Consider the following 16,450-nt stretch of genomic DNA (forward strand, 5'->3'; position numbering starts at 1 on the left):
CCTGAGTGTGTACCTGGGTCTTTGCTGCGCAGTGCTCCACGCTTGCGAGCGGCCTGCGCGAAAATCATCCATTCGGGCCGCGTGCGGGTTTCCTGTTCGCTGGTGACACCGACCCTGCCGAGACGGTCTCTTCGATGGCGGCTGGCGGCAGCAGGTTCTGCTGGTGGGCCGGTAGCCGCGCTCGCAGTGCCGCAATCTGCGCCTGCTTCTGGGTGTCGTCGAGGTGGGGGTCATGGTTGATCAACACCGTCTGCATGCTCAGACGTGCCAACAGCATCTCTTGCTCGAAGAAGGCTGCGGCAGTCGTTTCACCCAGATGCTGGCGCTGGATACTCTCCACGCGCTCGAAATATTCATTCACCTCCTGCGACGTCTGCGGGGCTTCCATTTGGTGTAGCTGCCGGCTCATGTCCGCCGAGTATTCGCGGTAGTTCCCCAGCAGCTTCATCACCTCTTCCGCGTCATCGAACGGCAAGCCCTCACGCAGAGCCGCGCGTAGCCGTTCGAGTTCGTCCGCGGAAGGGCCCGCAGACATGTTCATAAGCAGTGTCTCGATGGCTCGCCGGGTGTCGGCGTTGATGATGAGCCCGCCACCGAAACCAATCTCGAACAACTGGGCCGGGTGGAGCCCGGGCATCGAGTTCGGCACGTCTGCGGACAGCCCCGTGAAGGCGACGGTCGGGTTCGGATGCATGGCGCCGGCCCCTGTATAGGCATCGGCAGGAGTGGGCGGCGCCAGATCTGCCGCAGCCTTCGGTTGATCTCTGGCAGACGAAGGTGGTTCCTTCCACCACCAACCGGCCGCTCCCATCAGCGCGAAAAGCAGACTGGCGACGACGATGCAGCCCCATCGAAAATCCGTCATGGCTTCACCTCATTGCGCGGCGCGTTGTCCCGAAAGCGTAGAGGATTTCGTCGCACAACGAGACATCCTCTGCGCAAACTCGACGAACGAAAGACATGGCGACGCCAAGGGAACTGACGCCGCCACGGTGACCCCTTCGTCGTAAGCATCTGCGCCGTTGATCAGAACCGGTCGAACCAGGCTTTGATGCCGCTGCGACCGACGGTCGGTGGTCCGAACTCGTGCCCGCCATAGTGCAGCTCCCGATCCGTAGGAACGCCTTGCGATTTCAGCTTTTCATGGTATCGGTTCATCGTCGTCACAGGAACGACGAAGTCGAAAACGCCGTGATAGAACTTCGTGGGCGGGTGGTTGCTTGGCAGCTTGTCCGGGATGAAGCACAGCGGGCCTGAACAGGTGGCGTAAGAACCGGCCACGATGGCCAGCGCGGACCACTCCGAGTTCTTGTTGAACGTCACTGCCATGCGGCTGGTGTTGTATCCCCCGCTCGAGATGCCGAACGCATAGCGCTTCGTCATGTCGACCGGCCCGTAGGCGCCCATCTTGGCTTCCTCGAACAGGTCTGGCAGAAAGCAAGCGTCGCTCGAGTACTCGTAGGGAAAAGGAACGTTGGTGTCCCAGAACTGCGTGACGAACCCCACGGTCGGTGCTTCCGCGGCAATGACCGCGTACTTCTTTCCGGTACCCCTCGGATCGTCGAGCAGCTCATGGAGGACTCGCGAACCGTAGACGGCGCCGAAAGGCTCCCACCATCGGGAGTCAAAGGGGTTCTGCTGCGGACTGCCGACCGCGACGAAACCGTTGTAGTAGAAGACCACCGGCCACCCTCCTGCGGGTGGCGTGCCTTCGGGCACTTCGTAGCGCACGTGCCGTGAGATCGGCATACCGACGCAGCCGAACAGCGAGTTGGAGTTGAAGGTGTGCTTGCGTTCCTGGAAAGAACATTTCCAGTTGCCGATACTGTCGCGGTTGCAGCGCGCAGCCTGTGCGTCGGGCACGTGAGCGATCGAGGCTGCCGCGGTGATTGCAGTCAATGCCAGCAGCTTCCCCAGTGAAGCGGCTGCCCCTCGCATTGATCTCAACATGAAAAGTCCATGCGTGCGTTCCATTGGATATGTCCCCTATGAGTGGATGAACGGAAGAGGCGAACACCCGCTTCTCCTGCTCCAGCAGGTCAAGGCCGCCTCTCTCGCTGTTCATGCGGCTGATGCGACAACGGTCATTGACCCGGGGACACGTTATGGGGACGGCTCGCTCGAGCCCATCGGACTATTCCGGTGCGGTTTCCGGAGTTGCACGCTGAGCGTTAACCCTGAACGTAGGGTGTCTCGGCGAGACGCGGAGCCTCCTATCCGATTGACCAGACCAGTACATGCGGCGAGTGCGTGCCGATGTCCCTCGGTTGACACCCGACGCACGATCGCGTCAATCGGAAGATTCCGAGTGGGCATCGGTACATGAACACGCTGCAGCGCCGGTCCTTGCTGGTCAGAATGGTCTACGGCGGGGCAACGAGTCCACGCCTGCAACACTAGGAGACGAACATGGATGAGTCACCTTCGCGCGCGGCCCGCTCGCGTGCCTTGGTTTACGCAGCACTGCTGCTCCTCACAGGCTGGCTGAGCATCGGGGTGGCGCATGCTGCCTATGACCGCAGCCTGACCCGCACGCTCGACGCCGGGCAGATCCACGGCAAGGTCGATGCGAGCGATACGCACGCCTTTCTCGGCATCCCATTCGCCCAACCTCCAGTGGGTGAACTGCGCTGGCGTGCGCCGCAACCGCCTGCCCCCTGGGGCGGCTCGCGTCCGGCGACCACGATGGCGCCGATGTGTGCACAAGTCGGCAGCTTCTTCGGCGAACCCGACCCGGCCACCTTCGGCCACCCGGTCGGCAGCGAGGACTGCCTATATCTCAACGTCTGGCGGCCCAATTCGACCGCCGACGACCTGCCGGTGTTCGTGTGGCTGCACGGTGGCAGCAATTTGAAGGGCACGGCGCGAGAGCCGACCTACAACGGCGCCTACCTGGCTCGCAAGGCCAACATGGTGGTGGTGACGGTGCAGTACCGCATGGGCATGTTGGGCTGGCTCAACCACCCGGCCGTGAAAACCGGCAATGCGTTGGACGACTCCGGCAACTTCACGACGCTCGACCTCGTGCGTGCCCTGGACTGGGTTCAGGCCAATGCGGGGGCCTTCGGCGGCGACAGGGACCGGGTCACGGTGGCGGGGCAGTCGGCCGGCTGCATCAACACCTGGGGGCTGCTGCAGTCGCCACTGGCCGCAGGAAAGTTCCATCGTGCCCTGTGCACGTCGGGCATTCCGAACGGCTACCCGCCCGTGATTGGGCATGTCGCGGCCAACTACCTGATCGATCGTTTGCTCGTGGACACAGGCCGTGCATCGGATCTGCTGCACGCCGCCGCGCTGCGCGTACTGATGAGCAATACCCAGATCGCCGAGCTGCTGCGCAGTGCGAGTGCAGCGCAGATCATGAAGTTCTCGCCAGCGCCCGTCGTGCCGGGGCACTTCACGGACGGCACGGTGATCCGGCGCAGCGGACTGGCCGGGCTGGTGGCCGGCCACTACAACCGCGTGCCGTTGATGATCGGTTCGACTCGCGACGAAGGCGCTTATGCCCTCTACCTGGCCGGCATGGGGCGGCCGACGCCGCAGGAGTACTGGCACCTGGCCAACTATGCGCCACCGGGCACCGTGACCTACGATCAGCTCATCAAGCCCGAGTTCCAGCCGATCTACACGCAGACGCACCAGGTGCTCAGCTATGCTTACGGTCTCATCACCGACAACACGCTGCGGCTGATGCGCCTGACGAGCGGGCCGAACATGCTGTTCCGCTACAACTTCGACTGGGACGACACACCCGCACCCTGGAAGCAGGCCCTGGGCGCCTTTCACGGGATCGACGTTGCGTTCCTGTTCGGGAACTTCGTGACCGACCAGCCGCACGTCATGAGGTTCGCGTGGACCAGCGCCAACGAGAGCGCAAGCAGGGCGCTGTCGGACAGGTTCATCCGGCACGTGGCCAGCTTTGCACGCTACGGCCGCCCGAGCAGGCTGTTCGACGGGCAGACCTACTGGAACGACTGGACCAACTTCACCTGGGGCGACAAGCGCATGGTGCTGGACAACCGTTCCTACATGTCCTCCGACGACCATCTGTTCTTCTGGCCTCGCTACTCGCTGCTGTCGGCCGAGCAGAAGGAGTTCATCCGGAAGGCGATCGACTTCGACGCACTGCCGGCCAACGTCGACCCGTTCCGTGGCGGCATGCGGTGAGCTTCGGCTTGGCAGGCTCGCCGAGCAGGACTGCCGGCAGCTTGCCGGTCGCGCCGCGCTGTGCTTTGCAACCGGCCGCCTCGGCGGCACGGCTGCAAGCCATGGCGCGGTCCACAGATCGAAAACGGAGACGACGCATGAGGCGGTTCCGCGGTTCGATGGACGAAGCTGTACGGCGCCCGGGCCGGGCTGGCCTGCCGCGCCTGCAGATCGCAGGAGCGGCGCTGCTGGCCTTCGCCGCCCTGCCTGCGGCGGCCTGCATCGATGGCAGCCGCGAGAAATTCTTCCTCGCGGCCCAATGGTGCCCATCGGCGGCGGGCGCCCGGGAAGAACACCCCGCCGAGCCGGCGCAGCAGTTGTCGCTGTACGGGCTGCCGGACACAAGACCGCGTACCGTGAGAGACGCTCGGGACCGGGCGCTGGTGCAGCCGGTACTGGCCGTGGTCGAGCGAGCCTCGCCGCCGGCCTCAGTGCCGCTCAGCATGCGCCGTGCGCTGCAACTTGTTCCCGACGTGGACGCGACGGCGCGTGCGCATGACATCGATCCGCTGCTGCTGCATGCCATCGCCGAAGTCGAGTCGCGCCACGACGAGCGCGCCGTCTCGCCGGCCGGGGCACGCGGGCTGATGCAGGTGATGCCGGCCACCGCGCGCCGCTTCGGCGTCCGTGAACCCCACCGCGAACTGCATGACGTGCGCATCAATCTCGGCGCCAGTGCCGCCTACCTCAAGTGGCTGCAACGCCGCTACGGCAAGGACCTGAAGCTTGTGCTGGCCGCCTACAACGCGGGCGAAGGCGCGGTCGACAAATACGGCCGGCGTGTGCCGCCCTACCCGGAGACGCAGCGCTACGTTACCGAGGTGCTCGATCGCTACCTGCGCTGGAAACGCCAGCAATCCGAGCTGGCCGTCTCGTCGACGCATCGTTGAATCGGCAGCCGCCGTCCGACGCATGAGCCTGTCTGCCTACTTTCGCTCGGCCGCACGTCCCGCTCCCGAGAGCGCCTTTGCACGCTACAGCGACCTGATGCTGGTGGCCGGCGTGATCGCGATCGTCGCGCTGATGGTGCTGCCGATGCCGGCGCTGGCGATCGATGCGCTGGTGGCGGTCAACATCCTGGTCGGCGTGACGCTGCTGCTGGTGGCGATCTACATCGCCGCGCCGCTCGAGTTCTCGGTGTTCCCGAGCCTGCTGCTGATCACGACGCTGTTCCGCCTGTCGCTGTCGATCGCGACCACGCGCATGATCCTGCTGGAAGGCCACGCCGGCCACATCATCGACACCTTCGGCAAGGTGGTTGCCGGCGGCAACCTGGTGGTCGGACTGGTGGTGTTCCTGATCATCACGGTGGTGCAATTCATCGTCATCGCCAAGGGCGCCGAGCGCGCGGCCGAGGTCGCGGCACGCTTCTCGCTCGACGCGATGCCGGGCAAGCAGTTGTCGATCGACTCCGATCTGCGCTCCGGCCTGATCGACAAGGACGAAGCGCGCCGCAAGCGGCGCGAGCTGGAACAGGAAAGCAAGCTGCACGGCAGCCTCGACGGTGCGATGAAGTTCGTCAAGGGCGATGCGATCGCGGGCATCGTGATCATCCTCATCAACCTGCTCGGCGGGCTGGCAGTGGGAGTGATGCAACAGGGCATGGCGATGAGCGACGCGATGGTGAAGTACTCGCTCCTCACCATCGGTGACGGGCTGGTGACACAGATCCCTGCGCTGCTGGCAGCCATGTCGGCCGGCCTGATCGTCACGCGCAGTGCCGACGACGAGCACGACAAGCACCTGGGCGATGCGATCCGTCGCCAGCTCACGGCCAAGCCGCGCGTGCTGCTGGTGGCCGGCGGCATCTGCGTGCTGATGGCACTGGTACCGGGCTTCCCCGCGCTGGTGTTCCTGGCGCTGGGCGCGGTGGTGGGTAGTGCCGGTGCCTTGCTGACGCCGGCACTCAGGCATCGCTTCGATCGCGTCTCTCGACCCGCGCTGGAGGCCGTGACCAAGCGCCGCGAGCATGCGCCGCAGGTACTGGCAACCTCGGTGCCGCAGATGCAGCCTTCGGTACCGCTGTTGCTGGAGTTGCCCGAGGGCGCACTCGACGCCGCGTCCGCCCGCGTGCTGGTGCATGCGCTCGAGGGTGTGCTGGAGCAGTTTCACCTGCATCTGGGCCTGCCCCTGCCGCGCATCACGCTGCACCTGGTGGGTGACCGTCAGGCGCAGGCATGGCGGCTGTTGGCCTTCGAGGTGCCGATCACCAGCGGCCGGATCGAAGGCGATGCGGCGCTGGCCGCGATTCCCGTCGCGGTCGAGCAGGCGCTGAGGCGACATGCGGCGCTGTTCCTCGGCATTCAGGAAACGAGCGCGCTGCTCACCCGTGCCGGTGGCGACTACCCCGACGTGGTGAAGGAGACGCTGCGCGCGATACCAATGCAGCGTCTGGCCGAGATCCTGCGCCGGCTGGTGGAAGAGGAGGTGCCGATCCGCAACCTGCGCGACATCCTCGAAGCGCTGGCCGAAGCGGGGCAACGCGAGAAGGACGTCTTCACGCTGACCGAGTTCGCACGCATGGCGCTCAAGCGCTCGATCAGCCACCGCCGTGCACCGCAGGGAACCATGCGCGCGCTGCTGCTGCAGCCCGGGCTGGAGGACCAGTTGCGCCAGGCGGTGCGCGTCACCGGCGGCGTGCACCAGCTCGCGCTCAATCCAGCGGTCGCGCAGCGCATCGTGCGCCGCATCGAACAGGCGGTGCAGGCACGCAAGCCCGATGCCATCGTCACGACGGTCGACGTACGCCGCCACCTGCGCAAGCTCATCGAACCGGAGTGCTTCGACATGCCGGTGCTGTCCTATCACGAACTGATGCCTCACGTGAAACTCGACGTGCTCGACCGGCTGGAGCTTCCGCCTCCGTCAGCCACCCTGCTGGAGGCGGCATGACGGCAGCGTCTCTGCGCTGTCTCATGACGACTCTGCTCGTACTGCTGGCCGGTGCCGCGCAGGCGATGCCGATCCCCTTCCCGGACCGGCGCGTGACCCTCACCGCGCGCGAGCAGCCGATCCAGGCCTTCCTGCAGGACCTGTTCGGCCAGATGGATCTGCCGGTGAATGTGAGCCCGAGCGTGCGCGGGCAGGTCAACGGCAGCTTCGACGGTTCGGCTGAGCGGGTGCTGCGCGACATCGGCCGCGCCTTCGGCCTGTTGACCTACTACGACGGTACGGTGGTGCACGTCTATGCGGCGTCGGACGTGCACACGCGCACGTTGCCTCTGTCGGGGCAGGCGGGCCGGCAGGTGGTGCGGCTGGCCCACGACATGGGGTTGCCCGACGCGCGCAACACCGTGCGCGCCGCGCGCGACGGCTCGGTGCTGGTGACCGGCACGCGCCGCTTCGTCGAACAACTCGAGGAGCTGGCGCGTGCCAGCCGCGGCAGCGCGGCGGCACCGGCGCCTCTGAGCTTCAAGGTGTTCTACCTGCGCTACGCGTGGGCGCAGGACGTGACGCTGCAGTTCGGCGGGCGGCAGGTGGTGGTGCCGGGGGTGGCGAGCATCTTGCGCTCGCTGGTCACCACCAGCGGTACGCAGCCGGCCTATCTCGCGCAGGCCGGCCCGCAGCAGCCGACGCTGCCGGGCTTGCGCGGCCAGGGACTGAACCGCACGCAGAGCCCAGGGCGTCTCGGCCTGCAGGACGAAGGGCGGGCACTCGCGGGCGTGGACCCGCTGGTCGCCGCCTACGCGGGTGGGGCGGCAGCCGCTCAGCACGCTCTCGCGGTGCAGTCTGCCGCGCCGAGCATGCTGCCCTTCGGCGACGCACAGCAGGTGCGTGTGCAGGTCGACCCCAGGCTCAACGCGATCATCGTGCGCGACGCACCCGAGCGCATGCCAGCCTACCAGCAACTGATCGACGCGCTGGATGTCGAGCCCCAGTCGCTGGAGATCGAGGCCACCATCATCGACATCGACACCGACCGCATGCGCGAGCTCGGCGTCGACTGGCGCTGGAGCAACGCCGGCAACTCCATCCTGTTCGGCCGCGGCGACGCGACCGATCTGCGCCTGCGGCCCGATGCCGACATCACGCCGCAAGGGCGCGGCGGTTTCGTCACCGCGGTGCTGGGCAGCGGCGACCAGTTCGTCGCCCGCATCTCGGCGCTGCAGACCGAGGGCGCGGCGCGCGTGGTGTCGAGTCCGCAGGTGGTGACGCTGTCGAACGTGGAGGCGATCTTCGAGAACAACTCGACCTTCTACGTGCGCGTGGCTGGTCGCGAGGAGGTGGACCTGTTCAACATCTCGGCCGGCACGACGCTGCGTGTCACGCCGCACGTCTTCAAGGACGGCGAGCAGGTGCGCATCAAGCTGCTCGTGACGGTGGAGGACGGCGCGCTGACGAACGACGCGGTCGATCAGATCCCCGTGGTCGAACGCTCGGGCATCAACACCCAGGCGCTGATCCGGGAGGGCGAGAGCCTGTTGATCGGCGGCATGGTGCGTGACTCCAGCGGCAATCAGGTCGACAAGGTGCCGCTGCTCGGTGATCTGCCGCTGGTCGGCAACCTGTTCAAGCGCCGCAGCGAAAGCTGGGCGCGCGTGGAGCGCATGTTCCTGATCTCGCCGCGTCTGGCCCGCTCGCGGCCGCCGCCACAGGTCCCGTCGTTCTCATCGCTCGACGCGGCGACGCCACCTTTGATCGTCGCACCTCCTTCCACCCCTGCTGAACGCGCTTCCGTGGAGACCGTGCAGCCATGACCCTGCTTGCCGACAACCTTGACGACGCTATCGAGTTGCGTGTTTTGCGAGGCGAACAGGTGGGCGCCCGATGCCCGCTCGTTCCCGGGCGCCGGCTGTGCATCGCGGCCTCGCTCGACGAGGCGCCCGACTGCGACGTGCTGGTGCGCGATGCCGAGGCGCTGCCCGGGCTGCGGCTGTACTGCACGCTCGGCGTCTCGGCGCAGGGAGCCGCCGACGCCTGGCTGGAGGTGGCCCAGGGCGAGGTGCAGGTGGGCGGGCGGCGAGTCGGTGAAGGCGAGAGTGCGCGGTGGCCTTTGCATGCGTCGCTGCGGATCGGCTCCACATGTCTGGCCTTCGGCCCCGAGGCGCTGCAGACCTGGCCGGAGGCCCCGCTGTGTGCCGAGCCTCCGGTGCCGCCCACCGCCCCCGGCGACGCCTGCGGCCCGGCTGCCGCAAGCGGGCCGGCGCACGCACCGGGCTGGTGGATGGCAGCGAGTGCTGCGGCCCTCGTGCTCGGCACCTTCCTCGTGCTCGGGTTCGCGTCGCTGTCGGTGCCCGCACGCTCAGAGTCCGGTGCCCACGCGCTGCAGCGCGTGCAGCAGGCCCTGCAGCAGTCGCGCGAGTTCCATCGCCTGCGGGCCGAGCCGCTGGCCGGCGGCGTCGTGCTGGTGCGCGGGCACGTCGAGACGCTGCCGCAACGCATGCGGCTGCAGCGCGCGGTGGCAACCAGTGGTGCCGAGGTGCAATTCGATGTCTGGGTTGACGAGGTGCTGGTGGACGCGGTGCAGGACGTGTTCCGCGTCAACAGCGTCGATGCACGCGCCTCGCTGCAGGCTGACGGTTCGGTGCGTGTCGACGCGCGGGAGGCCGATGCCGCCAAGCTGCAGCGCGTCGAGGCGCTGGTGCGGCGCGACGTGCCCGGCCTGGTCGCGCTCGCGGTTCGCAACGAGGCGCCGCCGCTGCCACCTTCGACGAGCGCCGCGCCGACGGTCGACGACCCCGGAAAACGCGTCGCTTCGATCGTGCCAGGGGACACCGCGTATGTCGTCACCGCCGACGGCGCACGCTATTTCATCGGTGCGCTGCTGCCCACCGGCCACCGCATCGCCGCGATCGAGGAGCAGCGCGTCTGGCTGGAGCGCGACGGCATGCGCACCGCCTTGCAGTTCTGAGCCGTGCATGACTTTCATTCACACACACCGAAGGAGATCGTGATGAGCAACGACATCAACTCCCTGTCCCTCCTGGCCGCGGCGCCGATGCTCGGCCGCAACGGCACCGGCGGCAGCGGCTCCGCAGAGGGAAGCTGGTTCGAGGCGATGGCCGAGGCCTGGGGCCGGACACTGGACCAGCAGGCCGGCCGCATTGAAACCCTGGCGCAGGAGATCGGCACCGGCAACGACAAGCCGGCCGCGCTCACGGAGCTGAGTGCCGAGTCGCTCAAGATGAGCTTTCTCGCGAACAGCTCGCACACCTCGCTGTCCAGCGTCGGCAGCGCGCTGGAGACGATGGCGCGCAAGCAGTAAGCCCGGTCGTTTCGAACCAAGGAGCAAGGCATGTCTTTCGAACTCGCAGCCCTGGCGGCTGTCGCCCCTGTAGCGCAGGGCGCGGCTCAGCCGCCGCTGTGGCAGCCTGCAGGCTACGGCGCATCGCTGACCGACGTGACGGCGTTCTCGCAGTCGCTGGAACGCGCGCAGCAGCGCGCGCAGGCGGTGCCTTCCGAGGCCGTGCGCAGCGTGGTCCGGCCGCTGGAGCACATCAACGTCGAGGCCAGCCAGCTTGCCGCGCACGCCAAGGCGGCGATGGCTTCCGGCAATGAGCTGACGCCCGGCGAGATGATCATGCTCACCGTGCGCTGTCACGAGTTCATGTTCCACTGCCAGCTCACGTCCAACATCGCGAACCGAACCTCGGACGGGCTGCAGCAGTTGTTCCGCCAGCAGGCCTGACCGCGATGGCACGCGCACGCTCTGCTGCCTGGCGGCCGCTCGCGGCCGCGGCCCTGCTTGCCGGCTGCGGCGCGCAGGAGCTCTACGGCCGCGTCGGTGAGCGCCAGGCCAACGAGATGGTGGCCCTGCTGCGCAATGCCGGGCTCGACGCCGACAAGGAGTCGCGCGAGAGCGAGACCTTCGCAGTCACCACTGCGCGCGGCGACTTCGCCCGCGCTGTCGAGCTGCTGCATGCGCACGGCTACCCGCGCGACAGCTTCGACACCATCGGGCAGGTGTTCAAGAAGGAGGGTTTCGTCTCCTCGCCGCTGGAAGAACGTGCCCGTCTGATGCATGCGCTGTCGCAGGAGATGGCAAACACCATTGGCAGCATCGACGGTGTCGTGATGGCGCGGGTGCACCTGTCGGTCCCGGAGAAGGACCCGCTCGCGCAGCAGGCCAGGCCGGCGGTGGCCTCCGTGTTCATCAAACATCGTCCGGGACGCGACCTGTCGCAGAACATGGGGCAGATCAAGTCGTTGGTGGTCAACAGCGTCGAAGGTCTGCCGTACGACAACGTCACAGTGGCGCTGTTTCCTGCCGAACCGTGGCCGGGCGGACAACCCGCAGCCGGCTCGGCGCGGGCCGGGGCCGACACGCCCCTGATCGTCGCCGCAGGCGGCGGTGGAGCTGCGGCTGCGCTCGGCGTGGCGGCAATGGTCGGATGGCGCCGCCGCACGGCGGCCGCTCCAGCTCGACAAGGAGGCAAACGTGCTTGAGATCGCGCGGGCGAGACAGGCTCGCTGTCAGTTGCATGAGGCGGCGAGGTGGTGGGACGCACGTCCGGCGCAGCCCGGCCTGCCCTGGGCGGTGCTCGAGGACTTGCCCGGCTGGTGCTGCTGGCCTGAGCCCCGGCGGGCCCGGCTGCAGCACCTGGCCGGCGCGCTGTTCTGCGGGCCTTCGCTGAAGCGCTGGATCGATGCCCGCCGCGTCGATTCGGTGCGCCGCCTCCTCGGCGAGGGCGATTTCGATGCGGTCTTGCAGGCGTTGCCCGGCATGCCGGCCGCGCCCGATCTGCCGCGCGAGGAAGAGCCGGTGCAGGCGGTGCGGCGCAGCGGCGCCTGTGTGATGGCGGCCGGCAGTGCGTCGCCGGTGCTGCGCGAGGCGCTGCTGCTTTGGCTGCTGCCACATGGCGGCGGCTTCACGGTTGCGCCCGCCGTCGCCGGCGCCTTGATGCAGCAGGCGCTGCACCTGATGCTGCCCCAGGAGGAAACGCGGTGAACTACCTGCTATGGACCGGTGGGCGCGACCTGCGCGTGGTGTCGCGCCGCCAGGTGGTGCCGGCCCACGAGGTGCCGCTGCTCGACGACGCACAGGCCCTGGTCGCCTCGCTGAGGCGGGCGCAGCACGCTCAGGCCTTGGAGGTCGAGGAGGCTGCCCGCGAGGCTGCCAGGCAAGCCGAGACGCGGGCGAACCAGGCGGCCGCCGCTGCTGCGCGGGAATCGCTCGCAGAACATCTGGTGGCGCTGGCCGGCCGGTTGCGCGACGAGCAGGAGGCAGCGCGCCGTCTGGCCGTGCGGCTGGCGGTGCAGATCGTGCGCAAGATTGCCGCCACTGTGGGGCCGGCCGACACCGTGGCCGCGCTGGCCGAGACCGCGGCTCGCAGTCTGCAGCCTGACGAGCCGTGCGTGCTGCACCTTCATCCCTCGCTGGCCGAGAGCGTGGGCGAGCGCTTGCAGCGTTGGTCGTTCCAGGCGCCGGGCGCGCGTCCTCTGCTCGAGGTGATGGCCGACGAGGACTGCGGGCCGTTCGACTGTCGCCTGGTCACCGCGCTCGGCTCGCGCAACGCGGGACTCGAGGTGCAGCTCACGCTGATCGAGAACGCTCTCAACCTGGCTGGAGACCCGCATGACGAACCGGCTTGAAGATCGCGCGCTGGACCGCCGCCTGACGCGCCTGCTGCAGCACACCCGCTCGGTGGTCCAGCGTGGCCGCGTCGTGCAGGCGGTAGGGACCACTTTGCGCGTGACCGGCCTTGCCGCGCGCATCGGCCAGCAGTGCCGCGTGCTCGACCCGGACAGCGGCGCCGACCTGCGGGCCGAAGTGGTGGGGGTGGCCGATGGCCACCTGCTGCTGGTGCCCTTTGCGCCGTTGCAGGGCATCACGCTGGAATCGGAGGTCGAGCTGCTCGGCAGCGATGCGCAGATGTCCTGCGGGGCCGCCTTGCTGGGCCGGGTGATCGATGCCTTCGGCCGGCCGCTTGACGGAACGGCCCTTCCGGCGGGGCTGCCTGCGCAGCCGCTGTACGGTGAGGCGCCCAATCCCCTGCAGCGCCGCCCGATCGGCCAGTCGCTGTCCACCGGCGTGCGTGCGATCGATGCGCTGCTGACCGTGGGCGAGGGTCAGCGGGTCGGCGTGTTTGCAATGGCCGGCGGCGGCAAGTCGACGCTACTGGGCATGCTGGCCCGGCACGCGCGCGCAGACGTGAACGTGGTCGCGCTGATCGGAGAGCGCGGGCGCGAGGTGCGCGAGTTCCTGGACGACAACCTCGGCGCCGAGGGGTTGGCGCGCTCGGTGGTGGTGGTGTCGACGTCCGAGCGGCCCGCGATGGAGCGTGTGCGCGCCGCTCATGCGGCCACCGCGATCGCCGAGGGCTTGCGCGCGCGCGGGCAGCGCGTGCTGCTGCTGATGGACTCCGTCACCCGCTACGCCCGTGCCCTGCGTGAGATCGGTCTGGCGGTCGGTGAGCCGCCGGTGCGGCGCGGCTATCCGCCCTCGGTCTTCGCAGAGCTGCCGCGCCTGTTCGAGCGGGCAGGCAATGATGCGCAAGGCTCGATCACCGCCTTCTATACCGTGCTGGTCGAGGACGAGGACGGCAGCGATCCTGTCGCCGAGGAAGTGCGCTCGATCCTCGATGGCCATGTGGTGCTGTCCCGGCAGCTTGGCCAGGCCGGGCACTACCCGGCGATCGACGTGCTGGCGAGCGCGAGCCGTGTGTTTCCCCGCGTCACGGCGCCTTCCCATCAGGATGCTGCGCGCCACGTGCGGGCGCTGCTTGCCCGGCATGCAGAAATCGAGTTCCTGTTGCGCGTGGGTGAGTACGAGCGCGGCAGCGACTCGCTGGCCGACGAAGCGATGGTGAAGCTGCCTCGGCTGCAGGCCTTCTTGCGCCAGCGACCCGATGAGGCGGATGCTTTCGACGCAACGGTGGCCACATTGCAGGAGCTCGCGGCATGAGCGCGAACACCGCAGCTTTCGCGCAACTGCTGCGGCTGCGCGGTCTGCGCGTGCAAGCGGCGGAGCGCGTCCTGCGCGAGCGGCAGGCCGAGCGCACGGCGGCGCTGCAAGCGGTTGCCGAGCGCGAACGGCGTATCGCGTCGCACCGCCGGCAGATCGATGAGCTCGCCGTGGCCACCGTGGACGATTGCGCCCTCCGGATCGGCCGCTGGGCCCCGTGCATCGGCGCGTGGCGGGAGAAACTCGATGACCTGCTGGAGCGCGACGAGCACGGCCTGATCGACGACCAGGATCATCTGGCCGAGGTCGATGAGCGCTGTGCGCAGGCCCGGCGCCAATGGCAGCGCGAGCAGGCACGCGAGGGCGTGGCGCGCGAACTGCTGCAACAGGCGCGCAAGCGCCGGTTGCGTGCAGAGCAGGCCGCCGCGGACCTCGAATTCGAGGAGCGCCGGCCATCCGGTGGCGAAACCCGGCGAGGAGTGCCGGCATGACGGCACTCACTGGCACCGCGCCCGCACTGCCGCAAGCGTCTGCAACCTTGCTGGAGGAAGCACCCTCGTTGCTGGGCGCCGAGGGGTTCGCCGCAGCCGTGGCCTTCGCGCAGCGGCAGGCGGCCATGGCGGCGGCGTCTCCTGCCGGGGCGCCGGTCCACGTCGCCGCAGTCCCGGAGCATGCAGGGTCTCGCGCGTCGGCAGGGCGGCGGCAGCCGATGCCGGAGGAGCCGGCGCGCGAGCTGGAGATGCCCGCCGTCCTGCTGGCCGCCGCTTCCCCGTGGCTGCCCGTGGCCGAGCCGGCGCCCGCGTCGGCCGGGCTCACGGCCCACGACGTGGCCGGGTGCGTGCGGCAGCTGTGGGCTCCGGCGAGCGAACGCGATCCTGTATGGCAACTGGCGTTGCAGGACGCCGGTGCGCCGGCGTTGCAGTTGACGGCAGTGCCCGGGGCGCAGGGCTGGGCCATCACGCTCAGCAACGTCCCGGTGCTCGCGTCGCTGAACGCCGAGCGCCTGCGAGAACGCTTGCTGCTGCGGGGCCAGCGCATCAAGGCGCTGCACATCGAGCCGGACGCGCAAGCGGAGGGGGAACGTTCATGACCCTCGTCGCCGAAGCGCCGCTGCAACTCGACAGTCGTCGCCTGCGGCTGCGCGAATTCGAGCCGGCCGACCGACATGCGCTGGTGGCGATGCATCGCGACCCGCGTGTGCGCGATGCGCTGCTCGACGACTGGCCTTTGGACCGCCACGTCGTCGCCGCGCAGTTCATCGAGCGCCTGCACGAGATGCGGCGCCAGGAGCCCGGGCTTGGCATCTGGTGCGCCGAGCGCGTCGACCGAACGGCCGATGACCGCACGCTGTACCGCTTCGCCGGCTGGTTCAGCCTGATGCGCATGCCCGGCCGCGACGGCGCGGTGGAGCTCGGCTGCCGGCTGCTACCAGAGACCTGGGGCAGCGGTCTCGTGCTCGACGGCGGCGAACTGCTGCTGGACCACGCACTGCACCGTCTGGCGCTGCCGGAGCTGTGGGCGGTCTGCCACCCTGCGCAGCGCTCGGTGCCGTACTGCCTGCATGCGCTCGGGTTCGACGACGAGGGCCACGCGCCCTACGAGGGCCTCGCCGCGCGCTGGTTCCGGCTGCCGATGACGCGCTGGCGCACTTGGCGCGGGCGGCCGCGCCGCGAGCGAGTGCGCGCGGCAGTGGCTGCGCAATACGCGCTCTGCAACGCCCGAGCCACCCGCAGCTGAACGAGAGCAAGAAAGGACCACACGTGCCCCCCCATGTTCAACGACAGCAAGCCACCCAGATCCTCGCCGCCGATATTGGCCGGCTGTTGCAACAAACCCTGCAACGCTTCGCCGCGAGCGAGAGCGAGGCGCCGCAGCTGTGGGTCGACGCGGCCGCCCCTCCGATCGCGCCCGCCCGCCTGGCCCGTATGCACCCAGGCGGCCGAAAGGCGCAGCAGCAGGCCGAGCAGCTCTACCTGCGCTGTCTCTCGCAGTACCGGCAGAGCGTGCGTCCGCAGGATCTGCGCCGCGGGCAGGACGACGTGGCCGCCGCGCTGGCCTTTTTCGTCGCTGCCAGCTGCCGTGCGCACCAGGGCGTCGAAGTCGAAGCCGCCGCGCTGCGTGCGGTGGAGCGGCAGATGGGCCGCATCCTGTGCCTGAGCGAGCGCTGGCATGGCGCGGAGCTGACCGAGAAACAGTGCTACGTCGAGCAGTCCGCCGTACTGGGCGTGCTGATGGCCGACTCGTGGACGCAGGCGCGTCCGGCCGGCGGCGCCGCGGTCTCGAACGTGCGCCGGGCCGCGCGCAGCTACCTCGGGCAGCTGGTCGGGCTCGACCCGGCGCGCATCACGCTCGGCCCGCAGGGGCTGGCCCTGCGCGACGCCATCACGCATTGAGCCTGCC

17 protein-coding genes are annotated in these 16,450 nt (G+C 68.7%); 15 read left to right on the plus strand and 2 right to left on the minus strand.

Features of this window, described 5'->3' with window-relative positions; all coding sequences use genetic code 11:
* Positions 1-64 precede the first annotated feature (64 nt).
* Both M8A51_RS01760 and M8A51_RS01765 read right to left on the minus strand, forming a co-directional pair.
* Positions 65-865, minus strand: a complete 801-nt coding sequence (locus tag M8A51_RS01760; RefSeq protein WP_251776390.1) for a lipase secretion chaperone — start codon at positions 863-865, stop codon at positions 65-67.
* A 161-nt stretch (positions 866-1,026) separates the two neighbouring features.
* Positions 1,027-1,974, minus strand: coding sequence for an alpha/beta hydrolase (locus M8A51_RS01765; RefSeq protein ID WP_251776391.1), 948 nt, complete (start codon positions 1,972-1,974; stop codon positions 1,027-1,029).
* A 435-nt stretch (positions 1,975-2,409) separates the two neighbouring features.
* On the opposite strand from M8A51_RS01765, the gene M8A51_RS01770 reads away from it, so the two are divergent.
* From M8A51_RS01770 to M8A51_RS01840, 15 genes are all read left to right on the plus strand, one after another.
* Positions 2,410-4,167 carry a carboxylesterase/lipase family protein gene (locus tag M8A51_RS01770; protein ID WP_251776392.1) on the plus strand — a complete coding sequence of 586 codons (1,758 nt, stop codon included), beginning with the start codon at positions 2,410-2,412 and terminating at the stop codon, positions 4,165-4,167.
* A 137-nt stretch (positions 4,168-4,304) separates the two neighbouring features.
* On the plus strand, positions 4,305-5,096 hold the full coding sequence (locus M8A51_RS01775) for a lytic transglycosylase domain-containing protein (protein WP_251776393.1): 792 nt from the start codon (positions 4,305-4,307) through the stop codon (positions 5,094-5,096).
* A 22-nt stretch (positions 5,097-5,118) separates the two neighbouring features.
* On the plus strand, positions 5,119-7,098 hold the full coding sequence (locus tag M8A51_RS01780; RefSeq protein ID WP_251776394.1) for a flagellar biosynthesis protein FlhA: 1,980 nt from the start codon (positions 5,119-5,121) through the stop codon (positions 7,096-7,098).
* A gap of 23 nt (positions 7,099-7,121) precedes the next feature.
* Entirely contained in the window at positions 7,122-8,903 is a 1,782-nt protein-coding gene (gene sctC / locus M8A51_RS01785; RefSeq protein ID WP_251776395.1) for a type III secretion system outer membrane ring subunit SctC, read from the plus strand.
* Positions 8,900-10,057, plus strand: coding sequence for a SctD/MshK family protein (locus M8A51_RS01790; RefSeq protein ID WP_251776396.1), 1,158 nt, complete (start codon positions 8,900-8,902; stop codon positions 10,055-10,057). Before sctC ends, M8A51_RS01790 begins: the two co-directional genes overlap by 4 nt.
* Positions 10,058-10,099: 42 nt before the next feature.
* Positions 10,100-10,411, plus strand: a complete 312-nt coding sequence (locus M8A51_RS01795; protein WP_251776397.1) for a hypothetical protein — start codon at positions 10,100-10,102, stop codon at positions 10,409-10,411.
* A gap of 30 nt (positions 10,412-10,441) precedes the next feature.
* Positions 10,442-10,834, plus strand: a complete 393-nt coding sequence (locus tag M8A51_RS01800; RefSeq protein WP_251776398.1) for a hypothetical protein — start codon at positions 10,442-10,444, stop codon at positions 10,832-10,834.
* Between the two features lie 5 nt (positions 10,835-10,839).
* Positions 10,840-11,592, plus strand: coding sequence for a type III secretion system inner membrane ring lipoprotein SctJ (gene sctJ, locus M8A51_RS01805; protein ID WP_251776399.1), 753 nt, complete (start codon positions 10,840-10,842; stop codon positions 11,590-11,592).
* Positions 11,585-12,094, plus strand: a complete 510-nt coding sequence (locus M8A51_RS01810) for a hypothetical protein (RefSeq protein ID WP_251776400.1) — start codon at positions 11,585-11,587, stop codon at positions 12,092-12,094. Before sctJ ends, M8A51_RS01810 begins: the two co-directional genes overlap by 8 nt.
* Positions 12,091-12,738 carry a FliH/SctL family protein gene (locus M8A51_RS01815; RefSeq protein ID WP_251776401.1) on the plus strand — a complete coding sequence of 216 codons (648 nt, stop codon included), beginning with the start codon at positions 12,091-12,093 and terminating at the stop codon, positions 12,736-12,738. Before M8A51_RS01810 ends, M8A51_RS01815 begins: the two co-directional genes overlap by 4 nt.
* The gene (locus M8A51_RS01820; protein WP_251776402.1) at positions 12,722-14,050 is read left to right on the plus strand and encodes a FliI/YscN family ATPase; all 1,329 of its coding nucleotides are present in this window, start codon (positions 12,722-12,724) and stop codon (positions 14,048-14,050) included. Before M8A51_RS01815 ends, M8A51_RS01820 begins: the two co-directional genes overlap by 17 nt.
* Positions 14,047-14,541, plus strand: a complete 495-nt coding sequence (locus M8A51_RS01825) for a hypothetical protein (RefSeq protein WP_251776403.1) — start codon at positions 14,047-14,049, stop codon at positions 14,539-14,541. The genes M8A51_RS01820 and M8A51_RS01825 overlap by 4 nt, the downstream gene beginning before the upstream one ends.
* Positions 14,538-15,140, plus strand: coding sequence for a hypothetical protein (locus tag M8A51_RS01830; protein WP_251776404.1), 603 nt, complete (start codon positions 14,538-14,540; stop codon positions 15,138-15,140). The genes M8A51_RS01825 and M8A51_RS01830 overlap by 4 nt, the downstream gene beginning before the upstream one ends.
* Entirely contained in the window at positions 15,137-15,787 is a 651-nt protein-coding gene (locus tag M8A51_RS01835; RefSeq protein ID WP_251776405.1) for a GNAT family N-acetyltransferase, read from the plus strand. Before M8A51_RS01830 ends, M8A51_RS01835 begins: the two co-directional genes overlap by 4 nt.
* Positions 15,700-16,443: a DUF6683 family protein gene (locus M8A51_RS01840; protein WP_368408510.1), complete on the plus strand. Its 744-nt coding sequence runs from the start codon at positions 15,700-15,702 to the stop codon at positions 16,441-16,443. The genes M8A51_RS01835 and M8A51_RS01840 overlap by 88 nt, the downstream gene beginning before the upstream one ends.
* The last annotated feature ends 7 nt before the right edge of the window (positions 16,444-16,450 follow it).

The organism is Caldimonas mangrovi, assembly GCF_023721835.1.
Taxonomy (GTDB): domain Bacteria; phylum Pseudomonadota; class Gammaproteobacteria; order Burkholderiales; family Burkholderiaceae_C; genus Caldimonas; species Caldimonas mangrovi.

What these genes read in the sequence shown, in the direction of transcription:
- M8A51_RS01760 (WP_251776390.1), bottom strand. Translation starts at nt 865, where the DNA reads ATGACGGATTTTCGATGGGGCTGCATCGTCGTCGCCAGTCTGCTTTTC.
- M8A51_RS01765 (WP_251776391.1), bottom strand. Translation starts at nt 1,974, where the DNA reads ATGGAACGCACGCATGGACTTTTCATGTTGAGATCAATGCGAGGGGCA.
- M8A51_RS01770 (WP_251776392.1), top strand. Translation starts at nt 2,410, where the DNA reads ATGGATGAGTCACCTTCGCGCGCGGCCCGCTCGCGTGCCTTGGTTTAC.
- M8A51_RS01775 (WP_251776393.1), top strand. Translation starts at nt 4,305, where the DNA reads ATGAGGCGGTTCCGCGGTTCGATGGACGAAGCTGTACGGCGCCCGGGC.
- M8A51_RS01780 (WP_251776394.1), top strand. Translation starts at nt 5,119, where the DNA reads ATGAGCCTGTCTGCCTACTTTCGCTCGGCCGCACGTCCCGCTCCCGAG.
- sctC (WP_251776395.1), top strand. Translation starts at nt 7,122, where the DNA reads ATGACGACTCTGCTCGTACTGCTGGCCGGTGCCGCGCAGGCGATGCCG.
- M8A51_RS01790 (WP_251776396.1), top strand. Translation starts at nt 8,900, where the DNA reads ATGACCCTGCTTGCCGACAACCTTGACGACGCTATCGAGTTGCGTGTT.
- M8A51_RS01795 (WP_251776397.1), top strand. Translation starts at nt 10,100, where the DNA reads ATGAGCAACGACATCAACTCCCTGTCCCTCCTGGCCGCGGCGCCGATG.
- M8A51_RS01800 (WP_251776398.1), top strand. Translation starts at nt 10,442, where the DNA reads ATGTCTTTCGAACTCGCAGCCCTGGCGGCTGTCGCCCCTGTAGCGCAG.
- sctJ (WP_251776399.1), top strand. Translation starts at nt 10,840, where the DNA reads ATGGCACGCGCACGCTCTGCTGCCTGGCGGCCGCTCGCGGCCGCGGCC.
- M8A51_RS01820 (WP_251776402.1), top strand. Translation starts at nt 12,722, where the DNA reads ATGACGAACCGGCTTGAAGATCGCGCGCTGGACCGCCGCCTGACGCGC.
- M8A51_RS01825 (WP_251776403.1), top strand. Translation starts at nt 14,047, where the DNA reads ATGAGCGCGAACACCGCAGCTTTCGCGCAACTGCTGCGGCTGCGCGGT.
- M8A51_RS01830 (WP_251776404.1), top strand. Translation starts at nt 14,538, where the DNA reads ATGACGGCACTCACTGGCACCGCGCCCGCACTGCCGCAAGCGTCTGCA.
- M8A51_RS01835 (WP_251776405.1), top strand. Translation starts at nt 15,137, where the DNA reads ATGACCCTCGTCGCCGAAGCGCCGCTGCAACTCGACAGTCGTCGCCTG.